This window comes from Actinoplanes sp. KI2 (genome assembly GCF_025630775.1).
In the GTDB taxonomy this organism is placed as follows: Bacteria; Actinomycetota; Actinomycetes; order Mycobacteriales; family Micromonosporaceae; genus Actinoplanes.
On record NZ_JAOSZE010000007.1, the window covers coordinates 127,958 to 151,670 of the forward strand.

Annotated in this window: 16 protein-coding genes; 9 read left to right on the top strand and 7 right to left on the bottom strand. The window is 70.9% G+C overall.

The window, feature by feature from the left end; all coding sequences use genetic code 11:
• Nucleotides 1-29 precede the first annotated feature (29 nt).
• Nucleotides 30-836 (top strand): MerR family transcriptional regulator, encoded by an 807-nt coding sequence (locus tag ODJ79_RS09320; RefSeq protein WP_263022941.1) that lies wholly within the window; start codon nucleotides 30-32, stop codon nucleotides 834-836.
• Nucleotides 837-879: 43 nt separating this feature from the next.
• Here ODJ79_RS09320 and ODJ79_RS09325 read toward each other — a convergent pair whose 3' ends face one another.
• On the bottom strand, nucleotides 880-1,659 hold the full coding sequence (locus tag ODJ79_RS09325) for an alpha/beta fold hydrolase (protein WP_263022942.1): 780 nt from the start codon (nucleotides 1,657-1,659) through the stop codon (nucleotides 880-882).
• A gap of 106 nt (nucleotides 1,660-1,765) precedes the next feature.
• Nucleotides 1,766-2,722 (bottom strand): PaaX family transcriptional regulator C-terminal domain-containing protein, encoded by a 957-nt coding sequence (locus tag ODJ79_RS09330; RefSeq protein WP_263022943.1) that lies wholly within the window; start codon nucleotides 2,720-2,722, stop codon nucleotides 1,766-1,768.
• Between the two features lie 401 nt (nucleotides 2,723-3,123).
• On the opposite strand from ODJ79_RS09330, the gene ODJ79_RS09335 reads away from it, so the two are divergent.
• The 4 genes from ODJ79_RS09335 to ODJ79_RS09350 all read left to right on the top strand — a co-directional run bounded on the left by ODJ79_RS09335 (nucleotide 3,124) and on the right by ODJ79_RS09350 (nucleotide 9,639).
• The gene (locus ODJ79_RS09335; protein ID WP_263022944.1) at nucleotides 3,124-4,161 is read left to right on the top strand and encodes a glycoside hydrolase family 11 protein; all 1,038 of its coding nucleotides are present in this window, start codon (nucleotides 3,124-3,126) and stop codon (nucleotides 4,159-4,161) included.
• An 81-nt stretch (nucleotides 4,162-4,242) separates the two neighbouring features.
• Nucleotides 4,243-5,436, top strand: coding sequence for a sialidase family protein (locus tag ODJ79_RS09340; RefSeq protein ID WP_263022945.1), 1,194 nt, complete (start codon nucleotides 4,243-4,245; stop codon nucleotides 5,434-5,436).
• A gap of 111 nt (nucleotides 5,437-5,547) precedes the next feature.
• On the top strand, nucleotides 5,548-9,168 hold the full coding sequence (locus ODJ79_RS09345) for a glycoside hydrolase family 3 C-terminal domain-containing protein (RefSeq protein WP_263022946.1): 3,621 nt from the start codon (nucleotides 5,548-5,550) through the stop codon (nucleotides 9,166-9,168).
• Between the two features lie 144 nt (nucleotides 9,169-9,312).
• Nucleotides 9,313-9,639, top strand: a complete 327-nt coding sequence (locus ODJ79_RS09350) for a YciI family protein (RefSeq protein ID WP_263022947.1) — start codon at nucleotides 9,313-9,315, stop codon at nucleotides 9,637-9,639.
• 104 nt (nucleotides 9,640-9,743) lie between these two features.
• Here ODJ79_RS09350 and ODJ79_RS09355 read toward each other — a convergent pair whose 3' ends face one another.
• The 3 genes from ODJ79_RS09355 to ODJ79_RS09365 form a co-directional block, all read right to left on the bottom strand.
• Nucleotides 9,744-10,520, bottom strand: coding sequence for a hypothetical protein (locus tag ODJ79_RS09355; RefSeq protein ID WP_263022948.1), 777 nt, complete (start codon nucleotides 10,518-10,520; stop codon nucleotides 9,744-9,746).
• The gene (locus ODJ79_RS09360; RefSeq protein WP_263022949.1) at nucleotides 10,445-11,590 is read right to left on the bottom strand and encodes a hypothetical protein; all 1,146 of its coding nucleotides are present in this window, start codon (nucleotides 11,588-11,590) and stop codon (nucleotides 10,445-10,447) included. The genes ODJ79_RS09355 and ODJ79_RS09360 overlap by 76 nt, the downstream gene beginning before the upstream one ends.
• A gap of 119 nt (nucleotides 11,591-11,709) precedes the next feature.
• Complete coding sequence (locus ODJ79_RS09365) at nucleotides 11,710-13,029, bottom strand: ATP-dependent 6-phosphofructokinase (RefSeq protein WP_263022950.1); 1,320 nt, start codon at nucleotides 13,027-13,029, stop codon at nucleotides 11,710-11,712.
• A 119-nt stretch (nucleotides 13,030-13,148) separates the two neighbouring features.
• Between ODJ79_RS09365 and ODJ79_RS09370 the strand changes: the two genes are divergently transcribed.
• The 4 genes from ODJ79_RS09370 (at nucleotide 13,149) to ODJ79_RS09385 (ending at nucleotide 19,863) form a co-directional block, all read left to right on the top strand.
• On the top strand, nucleotides 13,149-15,734 hold the full coding sequence (locus ODJ79_RS09370; protein WP_263022951.1) for a carboxylate--amine ligase/circularly permuted type 2 ATP-grasp protein: 2,586 nt from the start codon (nucleotides 13,149-13,151) through the stop codon (nucleotides 15,732-15,734).
• 9 nt (nucleotides 15,735-15,743) lie between these two features.
• Entirely contained in the window at nucleotides 15,744-17,510 is a 1,767-nt protein-coding gene (locus tag ODJ79_RS09375; protein WP_263022952.1) for an N-acetylglutaminylglutamine amidotransferase, read from the top strand.
• A gap of 12 nt (nucleotides 17,511-17,522) precedes the next feature.
• Nucleotides 17,523-19,268 (top strand): S9 family peptidase, encoded by a 1,746-nt coding sequence (locus ODJ79_RS09380; RefSeq protein ID WP_263022953.1) that lies wholly within the window; start codon nucleotides 17,523-17,525, stop codon nucleotides 19,266-19,268.
• Between the two features lie 190 nt (nucleotides 19,269-19,458).
• Nucleotides 19,459-19,863, top strand: coding sequence for a hypothetical protein (locus ODJ79_RS09385; protein WP_263022954.1), 405 nt, complete (start codon nucleotides 19,459-19,461; stop codon nucleotides 19,861-19,863).
• A 168-nt stretch (nucleotides 19,864-20,031) separates the two neighbouring features.
• Here ODJ79_RS09385 and ODJ79_RS09390 read toward each other — a convergent pair whose 3' ends face one another.
• Nucleotides 20,032-20,256, bottom strand: a complete 225-nt coding sequence (locus tag ODJ79_RS09390; protein ID WP_263022955.1) for a hypothetical protein — start codon at nucleotides 20,254-20,256, stop codon at nucleotides 20,032-20,034.
• A gap of 308 nt (nucleotides 20,257-20,564) precedes the next feature.
• The gene (locus ODJ79_RS09395) at nucleotides 20,565-23,612 is read right to left on the bottom strand and encodes an AfsR/SARP family transcriptional regulator (protein WP_263022956.1); all 3,048 of its coding nucleotides are present in this window, start codon (nucleotides 23,610-23,612) and stop codon (nucleotides 20,565-20,567) included.
• Nucleotides 23,613-23,713: the final 101 nt, after the last annotated feature.

A 23,713-nucleotide genomic window follows, 5' to 3' on the forward strand; every position in this document is an offset into this window, starting at 1 on the left:
TGGTCGCCATGGGAGCGCGAGAGGCCGGGATGCTGTCGGTGGGCGAGGTCGCCCGTCGTGCCGGCCTCACCACGAAGGCGCTGCGGCACTACGACCGGTTGGGCTTGTTCGCACCGCAGGTCGTCTCGGGGGACGGCTACCGTTGGTACGCCGAGAGCCAGGTCGCCACGGCCCTCACCATCGCGCGGATGCGCGCGATGGAGGTACCGCTGGAAGTGATCCGCGCGCTGTTGGCCGGAACGGGCGAGGACGTGGCACGGCGTCTCCTGAGCCGTCACCGGGCCACGCTGCAGGCCCGCGACGACCGCATCCGGCAGGCCCTGCATTCCCTGGACCACCTGCTCGAGGACGAACGAGGAGCCATCATGGCACTGAGCGACCCGCCGCCACCGAGCGTCGCTGACGAGCGTGACCTGGCGCGCACGCTGTTCAACCAGACGTGGACGCTGCTCGGGAAGGAGTCCCGTTCACCCGACGAGGACGAGCGGATGATCCACATGGCGCACGCCTCACGGTTCCATTGGGAAAACGTCGGCGACGACGAGAACCGGGCGATCGGCGAATGGCAGTGCTCCCGGGTCTACGCCACGCTCGGGCACGGCGAGGCCGCGCTTTACCACGCCCGGCGGTGCCTGACCTACGCCGAGCGCCCGGGGACGCAGGCGTGGTTGGTGGCGAGCGCCTACGAAGGCCTTGCACGGGCTCAGGCCGCCGCGGGTGACCTGGAGTCCGCCCGTGACTCGCGCGATCGAGCCATCGCCCTGGCCGAGGCGGTCGGCAACTCCGAGGAGCGCGAGATTGTCATCACCGACATAGACACCCTCCCCATCCCGTAGCCGCCCTCGAAGAACTCGGCGTCCTCCGGCTCCCGGCGGTATTTCAGCGGCTGAGGAATTCGATGATCGCGGACCGGAATCCCGGACTGCTGCCGATGACTTCGTGCCCACCGGCGACCAGGCGCAGGGAGGCGCCGGCGATGGCCTCGGCGAGAACGTGCGGGCGCTCGGCGAGCGGGTCGGCGTCCCCGGCGATGACGAGTGTCTCGGCGGTGATGGCGGCGAGGTCGATGCCCTCGCGATGGACGGCGCGGGCCTGCGCGGCCAGCGACGGCAGGTCGGCTCCGAGCATCGTGGCGTTCGCCCGCAGGCCGGCGATCTCGTGCGGCAGGTCGTCCGAGTCGTCGGCCAGGAAGGCCCGGGCCAGCCGGTCGCTCGACAGCGCACGAGTGTCCACGCCGCCGACCTCGACGATTCCGGCCCCGACGCCACCGACGACGAGCCGCCGGACGGTGGTCTGCGAGGCGGCGAGCAACGCCACGACGGCGCCCATCGAGTAGCCGACGAGATCCACGGCGGGCAGGTCGAGCAGTGCGACGACGGCAAGTAGATCTTTGGCCATCCGCCGCTCGCCGTAGCGTTCGGTGTCGGGCGACTTCTCGGACCGGCCGTGGCCACGGGCGTCGATGCCCACGACCCGGCGCCCGGCGGCGGTGAGACCGGCGACCGTCCCGGGGACCAGCCAGTCGGCCATGGTGTCGGCGGTGAAACCGTGCTGCAGGACAACCGGAATCGGGTACGCGGCGACGCCCGCGTCCGCTTCCCAGCAGTGATAGGCGATCGTGGTGCCGTCGTCGACGACGACGCCGGCAGTGGTGTGCACCCCCGCCCGCGCCGTGTCCCGTTGGCGCGCACGAGCCGATGAGCCCCGCCGACGCCGGCCGCCATTTCCGGCAGGCGCCGCAAACCCGGTCACCGTGGTCCTCGCCTCATGAGGCCTCCCCGGCGCCGGCCATCTCCGCCGTGCTGTGGGCTCGCACCTCGAGGCAAGGCGCGTCGCTGAACCGGGTCACCAGGGTGCGCACGTGGTCCTGTGCGGGTGCGGCGAGCCCGTCGTAGACGGCGACGAACACCTCTCGGGCCTGCGTCCGCGGCCAGTTGGCGGGCATCAGCTCGATCGGCAGTTCCGGATCGATGATGGGGAACTGCCGGTAGGCATCCATGATCTCGGTACGGGCTTGCACCGCGGATGCGCCGGAGACCTGTCCGGCGCGGATGCGGGGCAGCATCGGCTTCCAATGGCGGATGAAGGTGCGGTAGCGCCTCGCGATGGCCGCGACGTCCCAGGCGTCGATCGGGTTGCGGTTGGCCGGGGTGGCGAGTTCCACCTGGCGGGCCCGGAACATCGTCATGGTGCCCAGGGTGGTGGTCGTCAGCCGTTCCCTGACGATCGGGTTCGGTGCGTCGGGGGAGACCCAGAGCGCGTCGTACAGGGGCGCGAACCCCAGCCATCTCAGTTGTCCCCGGAGGGCTCGTCGCCGGCCGCGCTCATCCTGGGGGAACGAGAAGGACACGAGGGTCCAGTACCCGTCCCACGGCTCCGCCCGGGTGGCAAATCGGGCGATCCAGGCGCCGCCGGCGCTCAGGGTGGTGGCGGCGGCCGTCGTCAGACGGTAGGAGCTGTAGCGCCCGTCCCGGCTGCTCTCCAGGATCTGACTTCGGAACAGCCGGCTGATGGCGGTGCGGGCGGCGCCGCTGCCGATGCCCGCTTCCTCCAGCAAGGCGACGATCGACGCCGACGGCAGCCAGGCCCGGGTGCGCAGCGTGTAGTCGGCCACGAGCGTCACGGCCAGGTTCTGCGCGGTACTGCCGGCCTGTTGGCGCGGCAGGCGCACGCTCGCTGGGTCGTTGGGAAAGATTTCCTCGATGTCGTACGGGCTGACCACTTAGCTGCTCCGGCTCGAGTTGAAGGTGACCGGCGGCGCGTGGTCGACGCGTCGCTGATCACGAGTATCCATTCCGATGGACCGCAGCGACCGCCTGGCCGCTCTGCCGTGTACGCGGCAGTAGGCACGCCTGGGTGATCGCCACCCCGGCCGGCCACCGAAGAACATCGATTGACAGTGCTATGTCCCACGTGCAACATAGTCGACACACGTTGATGCACGCCGACTCTGCCGACAGCTGCCGCCGCGGTCCGACCTGCGCACCAGGTCCCGTCGCCCACACCACGACAGCCAGCTCAAACACGTCGTGCGGCACCGATCGTCGGACGCCTCGTCCCGCCTGCCGACGGTTCGATGGCTCATAGCACCTCCCAGCCCGTCCTCAAGAGGAGGAAGCATCGATGAACGAAGCTCTGCACCGCCCGCAGCGCCGTAGACGCGGCCGGCTCAGGCTGCTCCTGGCAGGCGCCTGCACGGTCGCGCTGACCGCCGCGGGGCTGGCCGCGGCCGGCCCCGCCAGCGCCGCCACGACGATCTGCTCGAACCAGAGCAACGGCAGCGGCGGCACCTATTACCAGATGTGGACCGCCGGCCAAGGGTCGGCATGCATCACGCTGAACTCGAGCAGCAGCTACTCCAGCAGCTGGAGCGGCATCGGCGACTTCGTCGCCGGCGTCGGTTGGAACCCCGGCAGCACCTCCCAGTCGGTGTCCTACACCGGCAGCCTCAACGCGAACGGTGGCACCAACCTGCTGTCGCTCTACGGCTGGTCGACCAACCCGCTCGTCGAGTACTACGTCATCGACGGCTACGTGGGCTCGCCCAACTACTCCGGCCAGAACATGGGCACCATGACCAGCGACGGTGGCACGTACACCATCATCAAGCACCAGCAGGTCAACCAGCCCTCCATCCAGGGCACCACGACGTTCTGGCAGTACCTCGCGATCCGCAACTCGCCGCGCACCAGTGGAACCATCACGTTCCCGAACTTCGTCAGCGCCTGGGCTAGCAAGGGCATGAACCTCGGCACGATGAACTACCAGATCATGGCGACCGAAGCATGGGGCGGCGGTAGCGGCAACTCCAACGTCAGCGTCAGCCGTGGCAGCGGCGGCGGCGGTGGTGGCGGTGGCGGTGGCGGTGGTGGCGGCGGAGGCGGCGGCGGCAACAGCGGCTGCACCGCGACGCTGTCGGCCGGCACCGTCGGGAACAACTGGTACAACCTCAACGTCTCGGTCGCCGGCTCCAACAACTGGACCGTGACCGTGAACATGGTGTCTCCGTCGGTCGTCTACAACACCTGGAACACCAGTGCCAGTTGGCCCAGCCAGTACCAGATGGTGGCCAAACCCAACGGCAGCGGCAACAACTGGGGTTTCACGGTCGCAACCAACGGCCAATGGACATGGCCATCGGTCTCCTGCAGTAGCAGTTAACCGTCCAACACGTTGGTGGCGCGGCGCCCACCGATCGCCGCGCCACCAATTCCCGATCAACTGTGTTACGGGGAGACAAGCATGCAAGATCATCCTCAGTACCGGCCGAAGTCCCGGCCGAGCGCCGCAGCCGCTCCCTGGTCGCGTCGAGCGTTCCTGGGGACCGGGGCCGTCGCGCTGGCCGGGTTGACCCTGGGCATGGCGGAACCGGCGCTCGCGACACCGGCCGGTCCGGGAACGCCGCATGGCGCGATGCCGTTCGGGCCGGTGGTGGTCGCCGATCCGGGATCCGGAGCGGCCTACGCCCGAGCCGTACGCCTCGGGAGCTCGCGGTCCTGGCTGGCCACGTTCCAGCAGTTCGGGGCGCCGGGGTTCCCCATCTACCGGAGCGACGACGACGGCCACACCTGGTCCAAGCTGAGCAATGTGCCGAGCACCGGCGACACCTCGGGCGTCTGGCTGCAGCCGTTTCTGTACGAGCTGCCCCGCCCCTTCGCCGGCTTCCCCAAGGGCACGTTGCTGTGTGCCGGCAACGCGCTCGGGAACTTCACCAGCACGAAGATCCAGCTGTACGCGAGCCGCGACCACGGCGTCACGTGGACCTTCCTGAGCACCGTCGCGGAGGGCGGCCCGCCGATTCCGGAGAACGGCAACACCCCGGTGTGGGAGCCTTTCCTGCTGCTGCACAAAGACCGGCTCATCTGTTACTACTCCGATCAGCGAGACCCCAGGTACGGGCAGAAACTGGCACACCAAAGCAGCCGAAATCTGCGTAGCTGGGGCCCGGTCGTCGATGACGCCGTGGGTACGGACTACGACCAGCGTCCCGGCATGACCACCGTCGCGCGGATACACGAGCGCCTGTGGATCCTGACCCACGAGGCCGGCGGCAACTCCGGCGACAATTTCTACGCCGTCCACTACAAGCTGGCGACGGATCCGGAATCGTTCGGGCCGGCCCGTGACATCGTGCTGCACGACCAGGACGGCTACATCCCGTCCGCCGCGCCGACCGTGTCGTGGTCGGACTCCGGCGGCCCGAACGGGACGATCGTGGTGACGGCGAACGGCGACCAGGATCTTTTCGTCAATCGCCACCTCGGCGATCCCGGCAAATGGACGCGGGTGTCTTCGGCGATCCCCGGCGGCTACAGCCGCCAGACCATCCCCCTCGGATGTACGGATTCCCGGCGACGCGGCCTCCTGTTCATCATCACCGGTCCGAACTACGCCGAGAACGGTCCGATACAGGCCGGCGTGGTCCCCCTGGCCTGACAGCCGCGGCGCGGAACTGTGCGCGCCCCGTTCACTGCACATCACTCGCCCACCCCGGCCGCGGCGCGACAGGTTGCCGCGGCCGTTTTCAGGGAGGTCTCCGTGCGAGCAATGCGTGCTGCCCGAACGTTGGTGGCAATCCTGTCCCCGGTCGCGCTGTCGGTCGCGTGGTACGCCCCGGCCCCAGCGGTCGCGGCCCCACCGGACCGGACATCGGTACCGCTCTACCTGGACACCCGCTACCCGTTCACCGAACGGGCCGCCGATCTCGTGTCCCGGATGACGCTGGCCGAGAAGGTGGCCCAGCTGCACACCAACAGCGCGCCGGCCATCCCACGGCTGGGCGTGCAGCAGTACACGTACTGGAGTGAGGGCCAGCACGGCATCAACCTGCTGGGCGGCAACAGCCAGCCGGGCAGCGTCACCGGCGGCGTACACGCCACCAGTTTCCCGACCAACCAGGCCGCCGCCATGTCCTGGGACCCCTCGATGATGTACCAGGAGACGACCGCGATCTCGGACGAGGCCCGGGGGTTCCTCGACAAGTCGCTGTGGGGAACCGGCCAGAACAACCTGGGCAACGACAAGAACGCGTACGGCATGCTGACCTACTGGGCGCCGACCGTGAACATGGACCGCGATCCGCGCTGGGGCCGCACCGACGAAGGATTCGGCGAGGACCCGTACCTGGTGTCCCGCATGGCCGGCGCGTTCGTCAACGGATACCAGGGCCAGACCCCGAGCGGCCGGGCGACCTCGCCGTACCTCAAGGTGGCGGCGACCGCCAAGCACTACGCGCTCAACAACGCCGAGAACACCCGGCACAACGGCAGCTCGGACACGACTGACACGAACATCCGCGACTACTACACGCCGCAGTTCTCGAGCCTGATCCAGGACGCGCACGTGTCCGGCCTGATGACCTCGTACAACGCCATCAACGGCACCCCGTCGCCGGCCGACACGTACACCGCCAACCTGCTCGCGCAGCGGACCTACGGCTTCAACGGCTACACCACCTCCGACTGCGGAGCCGTCGGCGACATCTACCTGCCGACCAGCCACAATTGGGCACCGCCGGGCTGGACCACCTCGACCACCGCCGGGCGGACGGTGTGGACCAACACAGCGACCGGTCGCCAGGTCAGCGCCGCGGCCGGCGCCCAGGCGTACGCGCTGCGGGCCGGTACCCAGCTCAACTGCACCGGCAGCGAGTACAGCCTGGACAACATCCAGGAGGCGATCAGCGCCGGCATCCTGACGGAGGGCATCGTCGACAACGCCCTGGTGCACGCGTTCACCATCCGCATGCAGACCGGTGAGTTCGACCCGGCGGCCAAGGTGCCCTACACCGGGATCACGAAAGACGTCATCGAGAGCGCGGACCACCAGGCGCTGGCGGTCAAGGTGGCCGACAACTCCCTGGTCCTGCTGAAGAACGACGCCGTACGCGGTGCCGGCCGGCAGTTGCTGCCGGCCGACCCCGCCGCCGTACGGAACGTGGTGATCGTCGGCGACCTGGCCGGCAAGGTCACGCTGGGCGGATACTCCGGCGAGCCGACCCACACGACCACCCCCGTCCAGGGCATCACCGCGGCGATCCGGGCGGCCAACCCGGACGCGTCGATCGTCTTCGACGCCTGCGGCACCTCGACCACCGCCACCGCGCCGGCCGCCTGCGCGGCCGCGACGACCGACGCGCTCAAGTCGGCCGACCTGGTCGTGGTCATGGCCGGGACCGACCAGAACGTGGCCCGCGAAGAGCGGGACCTGGCCGGCCTCGCCCTGCCCGGCAACTACCGCTCGCTCATCGACCAGGTCAGCGCCGCGGACAACCCGCGGACCGTCCTGGCCCTGCAGGCCCTTGCCCCGCTGGCGATCGAGGATATTCGCCAGGCGTTCCCGGCCATCGTGTTCAGCGGCTACAACGGACAGGGCCAGGGCACCGCGCTGGCCGACGTGCTGTTCGGCAAGCAGAACCCCAGCGGGCACCTGAACTTCACCTGGTACGCCGACGACAGCCAGCTGCCGGCCATCACCAACTACGGGCTGACCCCGTCGCAGACCGGTGGACTGGGGCGCACGTACCAGTACTTCACCGGCACACCCACGTACCCGTTCGGCTACGGTCTCAGCTACACCCGGTTCGCCTACCGTGACCTGCGCATCGATCACCCGCGAGCCACCGGCGACGACACCGTCCATGTCTCGTTCACCGTCACCAACACCGGCGCGGTCGCGGGTGCCACCGTGGCCCAGCTGTACGTCTCCGCTCCGGAAGTCACCGGCGCGAGCCAGGAACTTCCCGGCAAGCGGCTGGCCGGCTTCGCCAAGACCCGGACGCTGCAGCCGCACCAGTCCCAGCGGATCACGCTCGCCGTCCCGGTGCGACAGCTGTCGATGTGGAACGAGGCAGCCCGCCGCCAGGAGGTCCACACCGGCCGCTACCAGTTCGCCGTGGGACCGGACTCGGCCACCGCCGCCCTGCGCGGCACCGTACGCGTGACCGCCGACGCGACTGCCCGGCTGCGGACCGTCACCGTCCAGCCTCCGCAGGTCACCTTCGCGCCCGGCGACCAGCTCCGCCTCACCGGCGACAACCCGTGGATCGCCGACGACACCGGCCAGGCCGGGCAGCACGTTCAGGCCTCGCGCATCATCGAGGCGGTCAAGAGCGACCAGACCTTCGCCGATCTCCGCCACGCCCGGATCACCTACCGCAGCAGCAACCCCCGCGTGGCGAAGGTCAGCCCGGACGGGACGGTGACCCTCGGTGCCAGCGGGGTCGCCACGCTGAGCGTGACCGTCGACGGCGTCACCGGATCCGTGCCGGTCACGGTCAAGGAACCGTTCACCTTCGACAGCCCGTCGATCGCCGAGCCCGGCCACCCCTTCACGGTCACCGCCACGCTCCCGCACCCGAGCGGGGCGGCCGCGCTGAGCGATGTCACCATGACGCTCGGGGCGCCGGACGGCTGGACGCTTCAGCCGTCCTCGGCCATCAGCTACCCGCGCGTGGCCGGCGGGCAGACGGTCCAGGGCGCCTGGCAGGTGACGCCACCGGCCGGTGCCGATCCGGGAGCGTTCAAGCTGACCCTGGAGATCGGCTACACCGACGCGAACGGGCGGCACAGCCAGCAGGACAGCCGCCTGGTGTCGCTGCCGTACCCGTCGTTCACGTCGGCGTACAACAGCGTGGCGATCAGCAACGACGGAACGAATGCCGGCGATATCGACGGCAACCGGGCGTCGTATTCCGCGCAGACGCTCGCCGCCGCCACGCCGAGCCTCACGCCCGGGGCCACGGTGGTGCACGACGGGCTCACCTTCACGTGGCCGAAGTCGGACCCGGGCACCCTGGACAACATCAATGCCGTCGGGCAGGTGGTCCCGATCTCCGGCTCGGGCACGAAGCTGGGCCTGCTCGGCACCGGGGTGTACGGGACCGCCTCCGGCGCCGCCACCATCGTCTACACCGACGGCACCACCCAGTCGTTCACGCTCAGCTTCTCCGACTGGTGGGCGAACTCGGCGGCTCCGGGCGGCGACATCCTGGCCACCCTGCCGTACCTGAACATCAATGGCGGGCGCCTCGACCAGCGGGTGAGCGTCTACTACACGTCGGTCGCGCTGCAGCCGGGCAAGACCATCCGTTACCTGCAACTGCCCAACGTCAACGACGGAGTGATCCCCGGCAACGTCATGCACGTCTTCGCCGCGGCCACCGGCTGACCGGCACGCCGCCTCGACGCCGGGCCGGCCACCTCGGTCGGCCCGGCGTCGGCTGCCTGCCGGCCGGCGTCCGGGCCGCACCGGTACGGATCGCGGACCGACCGGGTGATGAGCCTTGGTGGTGGCGGCTGGCAGACTTGCAGCGTGACGACGAGCGACCCGCTTGGCGAGCGCGTGTACTACGTGGTCGAGATGACGGTGCCCTACTCGTCCCTGTCCGAGGTGCAGGCGCAGGCCCCCGCGGAACTGGCCGGCCACCTGGCCCGTGCAGGCGAGCTCCACGAAGCTGGTGATGTGCTGATGGCCGGGGCGTTCCTGCAACCCGATCCGCAGGACGGACATCTGCGCACCATGGCGATCTGCCGCAGCCGGGAGGCCGCCGAGCGCTTCGTGGCCGGCGACCCGTTCGTCCAGAACGGGACGGTGCTCGACCATCGCATCCGGCCATGGGCCAACATGTTCGCGCGGTGACCACGATCGCGCCGGCCGCGGACGCGGGCCGGCTCGGGTGCGCCCGCGAGCAGCCGTACGGCGAAGACTTCTGCACTCGCTGGTGGTGAACCCTGCCGGGCACGTCAGGCCGCGGCGGGCGACCTTTTCGCGGCCGAGGCAAGTGACGCGTCAGCGCTGGGCAGGATGGCATCGACGCCTTCGTCCACGACCTGCCGGCCTCGGGTGAGCATGAGCTGCGGCGGCTGTTCCCGGCCGCGCCAGCCGCTGACGTCGGTGCCCTGCGGCGCGTGCCGGGCGATGAAGTCGGCCATCGTGGTCAGCAGTTGCTGGTCGGTGACCGGGGTCCACCCGTGCGGTTGGCTCACGCCGTAGATGAACTGGAAGTCGGGCGCTGGAGCGGTGAGGGCGTTGGTCCGCTGCTCGAAGTAGGCGACACCGTTGTTGAGGAAGTAGGTGTCCTCGGTGCCGACGTAGACGTGCAACCGGCCGGCGATCTTCGGCCCGAGCCTCGTCCAGTCGGCCGCGACGATCGACGACAGGTCGAAGTGCTTCTTCCAGTAGGCGGCCACGGTGTGGTCGACGGTGCCGGTGCGCTTGTCCCAGATCGGCGCCGGGTATCCGTCCTTGCCCTGCGGACCGAACACCGCCTGCCAGATGTCCCACTGTCCTTGGCTGCGCCCGTGCGAGGCGACCGCCCGCTCGTACGCGTTCTCCTGTCCGTTGGTCCACCAGGTGTCGCCGGTGTTCCCGCGGGCCGCCGGCCGCGGCACCGATACCCACGAGCTGCCGGTGACGTACGCGTTGGCGTCGGCGTAGATGTCGATCACCTGATGGGCGCGGAAGTCCATCGGGTCGGGGTAGCCGGCCCAGGCGCCGGCGTAGGTGTCGGGGTAGAGCACCAGTGACGCCGCGGCGATCCACCCGCCGGTCGACCCGCCGTCGACGACCCGCCCCAGCGCTGCCCGATGGTCCGGAACGACCTGTCGATGGCCGGGATGAGCTCGGAGTTGATCGCGTCGCCGTACGGGCCGAGATTGGCCGAGTTCGCGTGGTAGGAGTCGTCGTAGAACGGGTTCTCGCTGCGCACCTGCACGGAGATGAACCGGGCCGCGTCCGCCGACATCCACCACCGGGAGAAGTCATCGCCCAGCGACTCGTCGAAGCGGTGCGGGTTGGCGCGCGGGAAGTGGCGCGCGATCAGCTCCATGGGATACCGGACGTGGCGGTTGGCGGGCAGGTCGTAGCCGGCCGGCAGCAGGATGTCGGCGCCGAGGTAGACGTCGCGGCCCCAGAACCGGCTCAGCAGCGCCGAGCGGATCTTCAGATGCTTGACGTGCGCCGAATCGGTCGGGTTGCCCTGCTGGCCGGTGCCGCCGGGCGGGATCGTGCCGATCGGCTCGATGACCTGGTCGAGCGGGATACGCACGGTCTGCGCGTGGCCGGTCAGGTGAACGGCGCGCGGCGTGGAGTAGACGTTGCCCGGCGAGTGCCAGATGTCGCCGCCGTCGCCCTGCGGCCAATGCACCTGGACGACCGACCCGTCCGAGCGATGGTTGGTCTCGTAGGTGCAGAAGAACGCCTGCACCACGTAGTCACCGGCCGGGATGTCCTCGAACCGGGCGAACGGGTAGCCGACCACCGCGGCGCCCGAGCGCAGCAGGATCGCCCGGCCGGGCACGGCGTGCGCGACGTCCTGGCCGAAGAACGGCACGGTGATCGGCTCGAGGTCCTGCAGGTTGTCCCGGGGCTCCGGCGCCTCGGGGCTCAGATCCGACGCGCGGGCGATGATCACAAAGGCGCGGCCCGGGCCGCTGTAGGTTCCCGCGGCCAGTGTGAGCGAGAATTCCAGGCCGGGTCGCCCGCCCGCCTCCGCGACGCCGGCGTCCGCCACGGTCACGAGACCGCCGACCGCGGCGACCGAGCCGGTCAATACGAAGCGCCGGCTGAACCCGCCCTGCCCTGCCACCATGATCTTTCTCCCGTCGCCGCGCCTGCGGACCATCCATCGAAGACGATAAGGCCGTCCCGGCCGCCGGGTGTGCCCCGACCGGCACGGAAGAGGCTTGCATGGTCAGCGCCTGGACCCACCTATGCCGCGGTGCGGTCCGGGATGGCGAACGACGTCGGCTGGCCCGTCGCCTCCAGCACAGACATCCACAGGTCACCCCAGGGGTCGACCTGGTTCCTGGAGGCCACGGCCAGCGGTATCGGCACGTGCACGAACCGGTTCCGCCAGCTGCCGACCACCATCTCGGTGCGGCCGGCCATCGCCGCGTGCACGGCCGCCTGGGCGAGACGCAGGCAATACACGCTGTCGTACGGGTTGGCGGGGACGCTGCGGATCAGGTAGCTCGGGTCGATGTACTTGAGGTTGATCTCCTGCCCGGCCGACGCGAAGTCGGACAGGACACGGCCGCGCAGGTAGATGCCGAAGTCGCCGAGGAGCCGGTTGCCCGAGGCGTCCGCGCCGTTGGCCGCCAGGTACTCCTGGCCGGCGCCCTCGGCGACCACCACGAGCGCGTGCCCGCGTTCGCGCACGCGTTGCCGCAGGTGCGGCAGGAACCCGTCCAGATCGACCGGCACCTCGGGGATCAGCACGTAGTCGGCGTCGTTGTTGGCCAGCGCCGCGTAGCAGGCGATGAAACCCGAGTGCCGGCCCATCAGCTGCACCAGGCCGACGCCGCCGGGCTGGGCGGTGGCCTCGGAGTGCGCGGCCCGGATCGACTCGGTCGCCTTGCCGAACGCGGTCTGGAACCCGAAGCTGTGCCCGATCCAGGGGATGTCGTTGTCGATCGTCTTCGGCACGCCGACCACCGCGATCCGCCGCTCGCGGGCCTTGATCTCGTGGGTGATCCGCTGGGCGCCGCGCATCGAGCCGTCGCCGCCGATCACGAACAGGATGTCCACGCCGAGCTGGTCGAGGCGGTCGACGATCTCGACCGGATCCTGGTTGCCGCGCGACGTGCCGAGGATGGTCCCGCCGTGCTCGTTGATGTGCTGCACCGCGGCCGGCGTCAGGTCGAGGACGTCGTGCCCGTGCCGGGCGACCAGCCCGCGGTAGCCGTTGCGGAACCCGACGATCCGCGACACGCCATAGTGCGTGGTCAACTCCAGGACCAGCCCGCGGATCACGTCGTTGAGTCCCGGGCACAGCCCGCCGCAGGTGACGACGCCCACCCGGACCCTCGCCGGGTCGAAGAAGATCCGGCGCCGCGGGCCGCTGGGCTCGAACGACGGCGGCTCGCCGGTCCGCTCGCCCACCATTGCCAGGGTGTCGTCGAACAGCACGCGGTCCGCCTCGTCGACGTAATGCTCCGTCGTGCCACGCCGGTCGAGCAACCCCTGCAGCGGTGAGTCGATCCGGCACTCGCCGAGGGTCCGCACCCGCAGATCCGCCGCCTCCACCATGGTCCGAAGACTAGGCGGCGAACGTTTCCGGTTGATGCCGCGCGGGCCGCGGCCAGGTATGGCACAGGCGCGAAATGGGCACGTCACATATTCGGTACAAGCGATGGCGAGGGTAGGGCATGACGGAGTCTCTCCCCGTGACGGCGCAGGAAGCTGCCCAGGAAGCGGATCTGACCCTCGGCGTGGAGGAGGAGCTGCACGTCGTCGATCTGGTCACCCGCGAGCTGGTGCCCAGGGCGCCCGAGATCCTGGCCCGCCTCGACACCGCCGGCTACTCCGCGGAGCTGCACCGGTCGGTGGTCGAGACCAACACCCCGGTGGCCGGGAGCCTGGACGATCTGCGGGACGGGATCGTCGGCCTGCGACGCCGGGCGATCCGGGAGGCCGAGAACAGAGGGCTGGGCCTGGTCGCGGCCGGCACTGTCCCGCTGGTCGACCTGGAGTCCCTGCCGGTGACACCCACCTCGCGCTACCGGCGGATGCTCGACGACTACCAGCTGCTCGCCCGGGAGCAGCTGATCTGCGGCGCCCAGGTGCACGTGGGCGTGCCGGACCGGGACGAGGCGGTCGCGGTTGCCCAGCGGGTCGCGCCGGCGCTGCCCGTGCTGCTCGCGCTGTCGGCGAGCTCGCCGTACTGGATGGGCGAGGACTCCGGCTACGCGAGTGTCCGCTCGCTGGTCTGGATGCGCTGGCCGACCGCCGGCGACCCGGGTGTGCTGCGCTCGGCGGCCGAGCACGACGAGCTGGTCGCCGATCTGATCGCGTCCGGCACGATCACCGATCCGAAGATGGTCTACTTCGACGTTCGCCCGTCGGCGCACGTTCCCACGGTCGAGTTGCGGGTCACCGATTCGAGCCCGGATGTGGACACGGTGGTGCTGCTGGCCGGGCTGTTCCGGGCGCTGGTGTTGCGGGCGCGGCAGGAGCATCGGGCCGGCGTGCCGGTGCACCATGTGCGTCCGCCGTTGCATCGGGCGGCGATGTGGCGGGCCGCGCGGTCGGGGCTCGAGGGTGACCTGCTGGATCTGCCGCGCTCGCCGGCGCCCGTCCCGGCCGCGGTGGCGGTGGAGCGTCTGGTCGCCGAGCTCCGGCCGCAGCTGGCCGAGCTGGGCGACTGGGAGCAGGTTTTCGCCCTGTCGATGCGGGCCCTGAGCCGGGGCAGCTCGGCCGCCCGTCAGCGCCGGGCGATGGCCCGGCGCGGCCGGATCTCCGAGGTGGTCGATCTGGTCGTGGAGGACACCCGTGGCGGGTCGACCGGCATCGGCCGGGCCGGGCCGGGCGATACCGTTCCGGCGGGGCTCTTCCCGTACGCCGAGAGCGGCGACGAGGCGTTTGCGGGTGGTGACGTCGTCCCCGCGTACGCCGGAATTGTGCATGTCCTGAGCGGGCTCGGCTCGGCCGGCCTGCGCCGCCGCGAGGACGCCCGCAACGATGAGCAGCGCTCGCGGGGCATCACCTTCAGCGTGGCCGGCGAGGCGGCCACCCGGCTGTTCCCCTTCGATCTCGTGCCGCGCATCGTGCCCGCCGAGGACTGGCGGCGGCTGACCGCGGGGCTGGTGCAGCGGGTCCGGGCGCTCGATCGGTTCGTGAGCGACGTCTACGGCGAGCGTGCCGTGGTCCGCGACGGCGTGGTGCCCGACTGGGTGATCGACCGGTCGCCGGAGCTGCGGCCCAGCGGCGCCCTGGTCGGCCATGACGGCGTGCGTGCCCAGGTGGCCGGCGTCGACCTGGTGCGCGACGTCGGCGGGAACTGGTGCGTGCTGGAGGACAACATCCGGGTGCCGTCCGGGATCGGATACGCGATGCAGAACCGTCGCCTGACCACGAGCGTGCTGCCCGAGCTGCCGGTGCCCGAGGGACTGCTCTCGGTCGAGCCGACCCCGGCGCTGCTGTTGCGGGTGCTGCGCGAGGCGGCCCGCCCGGCGGCCGGCGACGACCCGCGGGTGGTGGTGCTCAGCGAGGGGCCGGACGACGCGGCCTGGTTCGAGCACCGGATGCTGGCCGAGGAGATGGGCGTGCCGGTGGTGCGCTCGACCGAGCTGTTCGTCGAGGACACCCGCGTCTACCGGATGCGGGACGGTAAGCGCTACCCGGTCGACGTGATCTATCTGCGGATGGGGGAGGACGGCCTGGTGCACTCGCCGGGCGCGGACGGGATGCCGCTGGGCCCGAGCCTGGTGGCCGCGCTGCACGCGGACACCGTGACCCTGGCCAACGCCCTGGGAAACGGGATCGGCGACGACAAAGCCGTGTACGCCTACGTGCCCCGGCTCATCGAGTACTACCTGGGCGAGAAGCCGCTGCTGGCGGATGTCCCCACGTACCTGTGCGGGATCCCGGCCCAGCGCGACGAGGTCCTCGGGAGGCTGGACGAGCTGGTCTGCAAACCGGTCGACGGGTACGGCGGAGACCGGATCGTGATCGGCCCGCACGCGGCGCCGGAGGAGATCGCGGCGCTGCGCCGGCAGATCCTCGCCGCGCCGCATCGGTGGGTGGCGCAGGAGGTGGTGCGACTGTCCACGCATCCGGTCTTCGACGGGCACCAGCTCACGGCGCGCCACGTCGACCTGCGCGCGTTCGTCTTCACCGGCGCCTCGTCGGCGGTGGTCGCGCCGGCCGCGCTGACCCGGGTCGCCCCGGCCGGGAGCATGATCGTCAACTCCTCGCGGGGCGGCGGATCCAAGGACACCTGGTTGCTGTCTTGAGGAGGATGCATGTGCGGATTCGCCGGTGAACTCCGGTTCGACGGCCGTCCGGCGGACGCCGATGCGGTCCGGCGGATGCTGCCGGACCTGGCGTCGCGCGGGCCGGACGGCGAGGGCTTCGTCGAACGTGGGCCGGCGGCGTTCGGTCACCGCCGACTGAAGATCATTGACCTCTCCGACGCGGGCGGACAGCCGATGACCGACGCCTCGCTGGGGCTCACCGTGGTCTTCAACGGCTGCATCTACAACTACCGAGAACTTCGGGAGGAGCTTCGGGCGTACGGGTACAGCTTCGTCTCCACGTCGGACACCGAGGTGATCCTCAAGGCGTACCACCGGTGGGGTTCCTCGTGCGTCAAGCGGTTCCTCGGGATGTTCGCCTTCGCGATCCTGTCGCACGAGTCGGGCGAGGTCGTCCTGGCGCGGGACCGGCTCGGGATCAAGCCGCTGTACCTGGCCGGAACACCCGGGCGGCTGCGGTTCGCCTCGACGCTGCCGGCCCTGCTCTCGGCCGGGGACGTGGACACCTCGATCGACAAGGTCGCCTTGCAGCACTACATGACGTTCCACTCGGTGGTCCCCGCGCCGCGGACGATCATCTCCGGCGTACGGAAGCTGCCGCCCGCGACGATTCGAACGATCCGCGCCGACGGCAGCTACCGGGACGAGATCTACTGGGCGGCTTCCTTCACCCGGCACATCGACGCCGCCGACTGGCCCGAGCTGATCCATGAGCGACTGCGGGTCGCGGTCGAGCGGCGCATGGTCGCCGACGTGCCGGTCGGGGTGCTGCTCTCCGGCGGGATCGACTCGAGCTACATCGTGGCGCTGCTCGCCGGGCAGGGGCAGCGCGGGCTGACCACCTTCAGCATCGGGTTCGAGGCGGCGGGCGGGGAGAGCGGGGACGAGTTCGCCTACTCCGATCTGGTGGCCAAGCGGTTCGGCACCGACCACCACCAGATCCGGATCGGGCGCGAGCGGTTCCTGCCGGCCGTCGAGCGCACGGTCGCGGCCATGAGCGAGCCGATGGTCAGCCACGACTGCATCGCGTTCAACCTGCTCAGCGAGGACGTGTCGAAGCAGGTCAAGGTCGTGCAGTCCGGTCAGGGTGCGGACGAGATCCTGGCCGGCTACAGCTGGTATCCGCCGCTCGCCGGGGTGCCGCGGGACCGGGCGGCCGACGCGTACGCGCGGGAGTTCTTCGACCGGCCGCACGCCGACCTGGCCCGGCAGCTCGGCCCGGACTGGGTGATCGACGAGGACGTGAGCCGGGACTTCGTGGCGGCCGGCTTCGGGCGGCCCGGCGCGGAGACCGCCGTCGACGCGGCCCTGCGGCTCGACTCCGAGGTCATGCTCGTCGACGATCCGGTCAAGCGGGTCGACAACATGACGATGGCCTGGGGACTGGAGGCCCGCGTGCCGTTCCTCGACCACGAACTGGTCGAGGCGGCCGCGGCCTGCCCGCCCGAGCTGAAGCTCGCGCACGGCGGCAAGGGTGTCCTCAAGGAGGCGGCCCGCGGGGTCGTGCCCGACGAGGTGATCGACCGGACCAAGGGGTACTTCCCGGTTCCGGGTATCCGGCACCTCGAGGGGCCGACGCTCGACCGGGTACGCGACGCGCTGCTGGCGCCGGCCGCACGGGCGCGTGGATTGTTCCGGCCGGAGTACGTCGAGCGATTGCTGGCCGATCCGAACACCCCGCGTACGACACTGGGCGCGAACCAGTTGTGGCAGCTCGCCCTGCTGGAGATGTGGCTGCAGGACAAGCGGATCTGAGGAGGACGCTCCATGAGGGGACAGCTCGTGGCGCCGGTGAGCTGGACCAGCGTCCTCCCCGCCGAGGCAGGCGGAAGTTGGGGGCCGTCGCTCGCGCCGGACGGCGGCCACTGCGCCTACCTCTCCGACCGCGGCGGGCGGCCGCAGGTGTGGGTGCAACCGGTGGCCGGCCCGCGGGCGGTCCTGGTGGACACCGGGGAGTCGCCGGTCGTGTCGGTGCAGTGGTCGGGCGGCGGCGACTGGCTCGCCTGCCAGGTGGCGCCGGGCGGCGCGCCGCGGCACGAGGTGTGGCTGGTGCGGCCGGACGGGTCGGGGCTGCGCCAGGTGGCCGGCTTCGGGGCGGACACGGCGGAGAACGTGCGTTGGCTGCCGGGGCGGCCGCTGCTGGCGCTGACCGAGAACCTGACCACGGCGGTGCTGGTCGACCCGGAGGCGGACAGCCGTACGGTGGTGGCGACCGGGGTGCTGGTGGCCCTGTTGGACGTGTCGCCGGACGGGAAGCGGGCGCTGCTGCGGGTCGGCCCGCGTGGGGCGCGGCGGGTCGTCGAGCGGGAGCTGGCCACCGCCGTGGACACCCTGATTTGCCTGGGTGAGCAGGCGGTCTTCGGGCCGGACGGCACGACGGTGTACGCCCGGGCGGAGAACGGGGAGTTTCCGGCGCTGATCAGGTCGGAGCCGATCGGTTCGGCGCCGCCGGCCGTGCTCGCCGCCGCCGAGGCCGAGGTCGAAGGGTTCGCGCTCACGCCGGACGGGACGAAGGTCGCGGTGCTCTGGAACGTTCGCGGCGGCGAGTCCGAAGTGGACATAATCGGAGGCGACGGCCGGCTGGAGCTTCCCGGGAGCGTCGTGACCGGGCTCGGCTGGAGCTTCGACGGTTCGGTGCTGGCGTTCGCGGCCGAGGGGCCGGGGCAGCCGCCCGGGGTGTGGGTCCATGCGGCGTCGTTCGGGACCCGGGCGGTGTCGGCGACACCCGCGGCGGCCGGCGCCGTGCGGCCGACTCTGGAGACCTTTGCCGCGCACGACGAGCTGACCCTGACCGGGTGGCTCTATCGGCCGCGCGGCGCCGGGCCGCACCCGGCCGTGATCTGGCTGCACGGCGGGCCCGAGGCGCAGCAGCGGCCCGGGCACGAGCCGTTGCTCGAGGCCCTGGTCGCGCGGGGGATCGCCGTCTTCGCTCCCAACGTGCGTGGCTCGGCCGGCCTCGGGCGCGCCTTCGTCACCGCCGACAACGGTCCGCTGCGCTACGGGGCGATCGAGGACGTGCGCTCCAGCGTCCGCCATCTCCTCGATTCTGACGTCGCCGAGCGGACGCTGGTCGGGTGCATCGGGCGGTCGTACGGCGGCTACCTCACGCTTGCCGCGCTCACCAGGTTCCCGGATCTCTTCGCGGTCGGCGTCGACGTCTGTGGAATGTCGAGCTTCGAGACGTTCTACCGGCACACCGAGCCGTGGATCGCGGCGGCCGCGGTCCCCAAGTACGGCGACCCGGTGCGTGACGCGGAGCTGCTCGCCGACCTCTCCCCGATGAACCACCTCGGCCGCCTCCGCGCGCCCCTGATGGTCGTCCACGGCGAGAACGACACCAACGTCCCGGTGATCGAGGCCGAGCAGCTCGTCGCCGCCCTTGCCGAGCGCGGCCACCCCCACCGCTACCTGCTCTTTCCCGGCGAAGGCCACGAGCTGCAGCACAGCGCCAACCGCGCCGCCTACCTGCGCGAGACGATCGACTGGCTCACCACGCATCTGTGGCGTCGATAAATCACGAATCTGCTGGATCGTCCCGCTCACCTGTGTCGACGGCTCGCCGAATCCCCTGAGCCAACGATCTGAAGCGTGGAACGGGCATAACATCATGTAAGCCGCATTTACGGCCGTCAACCCCCGTCGCCACCGGGGCGCGAGGGGGGACCGGGAGGGGATGAACAACGTGATCCAAAAGCGGAGGCTGGTGGCACCCGTCTTGGCGGCCGCCGCGGCCACGACGGTCGGCCTCACCACGGCGCAGCCTGCTCAGGCCGTGGCGGAGTGGGCCCACCTGACGATCCGCCCGCAGGGTGGCGGCAACTACTCGCTCACCGTGAGCGGTCATTTCAACCTGCCACAGGCGGTGCCCACGAGCTACTCCATCAAGATCATCGGCGAGGACACCTGGTTCGACGACACACCGGTTTGCGACGCGTGGCCGTTGACCACCGATGCGAACGGGAACTACTGGTACCAGTACTCCTGCACGGGTGCCCTGCTCAACGAGGACTGGGACGGTCAGGACGAGAACTATGCCAAGGTCACCGTCTTCCCCTCCGGCGCCCGATCGCATTCGGTCCGCAGCAACACGGTCAACGGTTACTACTGATCAGGTACTGGGTGCCGCGCGTTCTCCGCGGCCGGATGGGGGCGCCGCGTAGCGGTACTCTTCCGCCGTGCCGAACCGCTTCTACCGCCGTCGTTGGGACCAGACTCGGGCGACGAGTTCGGCCGCCGAGTGCGAGCGGGCCTGGCGCCCGGATACCGTCGACGCCGCCTAAGTCGTGCGTCGACGCCTCAGCGCCAGCCACGCGCCGACGATGCCGAGCACGACGCCACCCACCACGGCGCCGATCAAGCCGGTCGCCTCGTACCCACGCTGACCGGCAAAGCTGAACGACGTGTACCAGTTCCCTCCGATGTTGGCGCCCACGATCCCACCCAGCAGCACACCGAGGGCCGCCGCGCAGGCGACCCCGGCGATGAGGACGGCGTTCGACACGCGACTGCCCACCGTCGATGGGCCTGGTGCGGATTCACTTCTGGGAGACACGACGACACCCTTCTGTCTGCTGATCTGCACCCGAAGACTTCCAGTTGCCGCAGTGACGAGCACCCGTCGCGCTACTCGTCCTCGCTAGGTACCTGTACTCAAGGTCCCGGGTATCGGCAACACGTACGGGGCTGTTCCGGGTCGACGTCCTCGACGTGCAAGACGCGCCGCGCCGAATGCCGTGATCCCCACGGCCGCTCCACCATCTGCATAGCCGCGATCAAAGCAGACCGCCACCACAAGCGCCCGAGGGCCGGTCATCCGGTACGCAGGCCCGTGGCGATCTTCTCGGCGCGGTCCTGGAGCAGACGGTTGTGCTGCCGGCCGGCCAGGTCGACGGCCTCCCGGAGGTAACCGGCCGCGCGGTCCCGCTCTCCCGTGGCGCCGAAGACAACAGCGATGCCCATCAACGCAGTCGTTTCCGCGTCGCCGTGGTGGACGGCCGGCTCGCGAGCCAGCGCCAGCGCCGCCCGATGACTGTCCATCGCGGCACACTGGTCTCCCATGGCGTGCTGGATGCTGCCCAGCACGTTGAGCGCGTCCGCCTCGGTACGCCGGAAGGAAACCTGCCGTGCCAGGTCGACCGCGCACCGGGCGTGTCGGAGTGCGGCGTGGTAACGGCCGGCCTCGCGCTCCACGGCGGCGAGCGCCTCCAGAGTGCCCGCCTCGCCGGACCGGTCACCCGTTCGGCGGAACATTCCGAGCGCCTCGACCAGATGGTTCTCGGCGTCGTCGAGGCGGCCCTGCTCGGTCTGCACCACGCCGAGGTTCGCCAGGGCGAGCGCCGCCCCGCCCATCGAACCCGTCGCGCGGTGCAGGGCGAGCGCCTGGGCGTGGGCGTCGGCGGCCTGCGTCAGCCGGCCGGTCAGGCGGTAGATGGCGCCCAGGTTGCCGAGGCTGGTCGCCTGGCCGCCGCGGTGTCCGGTGCGTACGAACAGCTCGAGCGACCGCTCGTAATACTCAGCGGCCTTGTCGAGGTCGCCCATCTCGAGGCTCAGATTGCCGAGCGTCCCGTTCGCTGCGGCTTCCCCGTCGGGCCAGTCCGCGGCACGGCACAGGGCGAGGCCGTCGCGGAAGTGACGGATCGTCGCCAGCGTGTCGCCCTGATACCGCATGGCGTTGGCGAGGCCGAGCCGCATCGCCGCCCGCGTCCGGGCCGGCGCCCGCGTCGCCGCACGGTTTCCCGCACGGGCCACGACAAGCAGCTCGCCGACATACCGGCCGGCCTGCAGCCAGCCGCGCAATGCGTCGGCGAGCAGCCAGGCGGGCTCCGGCCGGTCGGAGTCCGCGACCCGGTCGATGACCGCGACGATGTTGTCGAGCTCGCCCTCCAGCCAGTCGCGCGCCTGCGTGTCGCTGTCGAAGACCAGTGACCGGCGCGGTGACGCCGCGATCCCGGCGTCGGGCAACGGCAGGCGCAGCAACTGCGGATACAACCGGCGGGTCGCGGCATCGACGCCGTGCAGGTACCAGTCGGTGAGCCGGCGAACCGCGGCGTCCTGGTCGTCGCCCTCGGACCCGGCCCGTTCCCGGGCGAACAGCCGCAGCAGGTCGTGCAGCCGGTAACGCTCGTCGGTCACCTGATCGATGAGGGAGCACCGGCTCAACTGCGCCAACCACTCGGCGGCCGAACCGGTGTCGCAGTCGGCGAGCACGGCCGCGCTGTGCGCGGTGACAGTTCGTCCGTAGTGCAGGCTCACCCGGCGCAAGGTCGTACGCAGCTCGGCGGAGAGCTCCCGGTACGACCCGGCGAAGGCGGCCCGGACGGCGGCCCGGTCATCGTCGTCGATGGCCAGCGTCGACAGCAGGTCTCCGCCGGTCAGCCTGGTGAGGTAGGTGCGCAGCGCGAGGCGCGGGTGTCCGCTCAACTGCGCGCCCACGATGCCCAGGGCGAGCGGCAACCGGCCGCACAGTTCGGTGATCAGGCGCGCCTGCTCGGGCTCGGCCGCCAGCCGCTCGGCGCCGACGAAGGCGGCCAGCATGGCCGTTGCCTCGGCCTGGGTGAGGTCACCGACCGGCAGATGGTGGGCCTGATCCAGGGCGATCAGGCCGTCGAGGCGGCGTCGGCCCAGGACGAGGGCCATGCAGCCCGGTGCCGCCGGTAGCACCGGACGGACCTGAGCGGCCGTGCGCGCGTTGTCGAGGATGACCAGGATCCGGCGCCCGGCCAGCAGCGACCGGTACACCGCCGCCGCTTCGCCCGGCTGTTGTGGGATCTGGCCGGGCGCCAGCCCGAGCGCGCGCAACAGAATCGGCAGCGCCCGGGTGTCGTCCTCGGGTCCGTATTCGCCCAGATCCAGGTAGAACCGGCCACCGGGGAACCGGTCGGCGACCCGGTGCGCCCAGTGGACCGCCAGCGCGGTCTTGCCCGCACCACCGAGGCCGCTGAGTGTCACCACCGGCGCTACCGAGCCCTGCGGCAGCCAGGTGGACAGCCGAGCGAGGTGGTCGTCCCGGCCGGTAAAGCCGGCTATGTCGCGCGGAAGGTTGCCGGACGTCGGCGGGGGCGGTGCCGAGCGGACCGGCGCGGGCGGGGCGAGCGACAGCGCCGGATCGCGGCGCAGGATCGCCTCGTGCCGCGCGTCCAGCTCCGGGCCGGGGTCGAGGCCGAGCTCATCGGCGAGATGGACCCGGGTACGCCGGTAGACCTCCAGCGCCTCGGCGGTGCGCCCGGACCGGTAGAGAGCGAGCATGAGCTGCCCCGCCATCCGTTCCCGCGATGGCTGTCTCGCCAGCAGCTCGGCCAGCTCCGCCGCCGCTTCGGCATGCCGGCCGGCGGCCAGGTCGTCGTCGATGCGCTCCTCGATGGAGGTCAGCCGTAGCTCATCCAGACCCTGGACGAGCCGTAACGCTCCAGGGCCCGCACCCAGGCCGGCCAGCACCGGTCCGCGCCACAGCGCTTGCGCGTCGCGAAGCAGCCGCACCCGCGACGCCGGGTCGTCGGCTGCCCGGCCGGCCGCGAGCAGCCGCCGGAACCGGGCCGCGTCGACCTGTTCCGGATCGACCCGCAGCTCGTAGCCGGCCGGGCCGCTGGCCAGTTCGACGCCGTAGGGCCTGGCCCCGGCCAGGGCTTTGCGAAGCCGGGCGATGTGCGCGAACACCACACGCTTCGCCGATGGCGGAGGCTGCTCCCAGGTCAACTCGACGATCCGGTCGACGGGCACCCGCCGGCCGCTCTCCAGGAGCAACAGCGCCAGGACGAGCCGGCGTTTCGCCGGCCCCAGATCGGCGGGGCGACCATCGACGATCACCTCGACCGGACCCAGAACCCGAAACTCGACGCCCCGTTCCTGCCCGTCCGGCACGCCGGCATCCTCCGTCCGTGCCCCGTACCCCGGGGGCGCGTCCGAACATTAGTCGAGATCGATGGAGGGGACGGTGTCGTGTCGGATGATCGACGCGCAGC

Excerpts from the sequence above, each read along its gene's own strand:
- ODJ79_RS09320 (WP_263022941.1), top strand. The coding sequence starts at position 30 with ATGCTGTCGGTGGGCGAGGTCGCCCGTCGTGCCGGCCTCACCACGAAG.
- ODJ79_RS09335 (WP_263022944.1), top strand. The coding sequence starts at position 3,124 with ATGAACGAAGCTCTGCACCGCCCGCAGCGCCGTAGACGCGGCCGGCTC.
- ODJ79_RS09340 (WP_263022945.1), top strand. The coding sequence starts at position 4,243 with ATGCAAGATCATCCTCAGTACCGGCCGAAGTCCCGGCCGAGCGCCGCA.
- ODJ79_RS09345 (WP_263022946.1), top strand. The coding sequence starts at position 5,548 with ATGCGTGCTGCCCGAACGTTGGTGGCAATCCTGTCCCCGGTCGCGCTG.
- ODJ79_RS09360 (WP_263022949.1), bottom strand. The coding sequence starts at position 11,590 with ATGGTGGCAGGGCAGGGCGGGTTCAGCCGGCGCTTCGTATTGACCGGC.
- ODJ79_RS09365 (WP_263022950.1), bottom strand. The coding sequence starts at position 13,029 with ATGGTGGAGGCGGCGGATCTGCGGGTGCGGACCCTCGGCGAGTGCCGG.
- ODJ79_RS09370 (WP_263022951.1), top strand. The coding sequence starts at position 13,149 with ATGACGGAGTCTCTCCCCGTGACGGCGCAGGAAGCTGCCCAGGAAGCG.
- ODJ79_RS09375 (WP_263022952.1), top strand. The coding sequence starts at position 15,744 with ATGTGCGGATTCGCCGGTGAACTCCGGTTCGACGGCCGTCCGGCGGAC.
- ODJ79_RS09380 (WP_263022953.1), top strand. The coding sequence starts at position 17,523 with ATGAGGGGACAGCTCGTGGCGCCGGTGAGCTGGACCAGCGTCCTCCCC.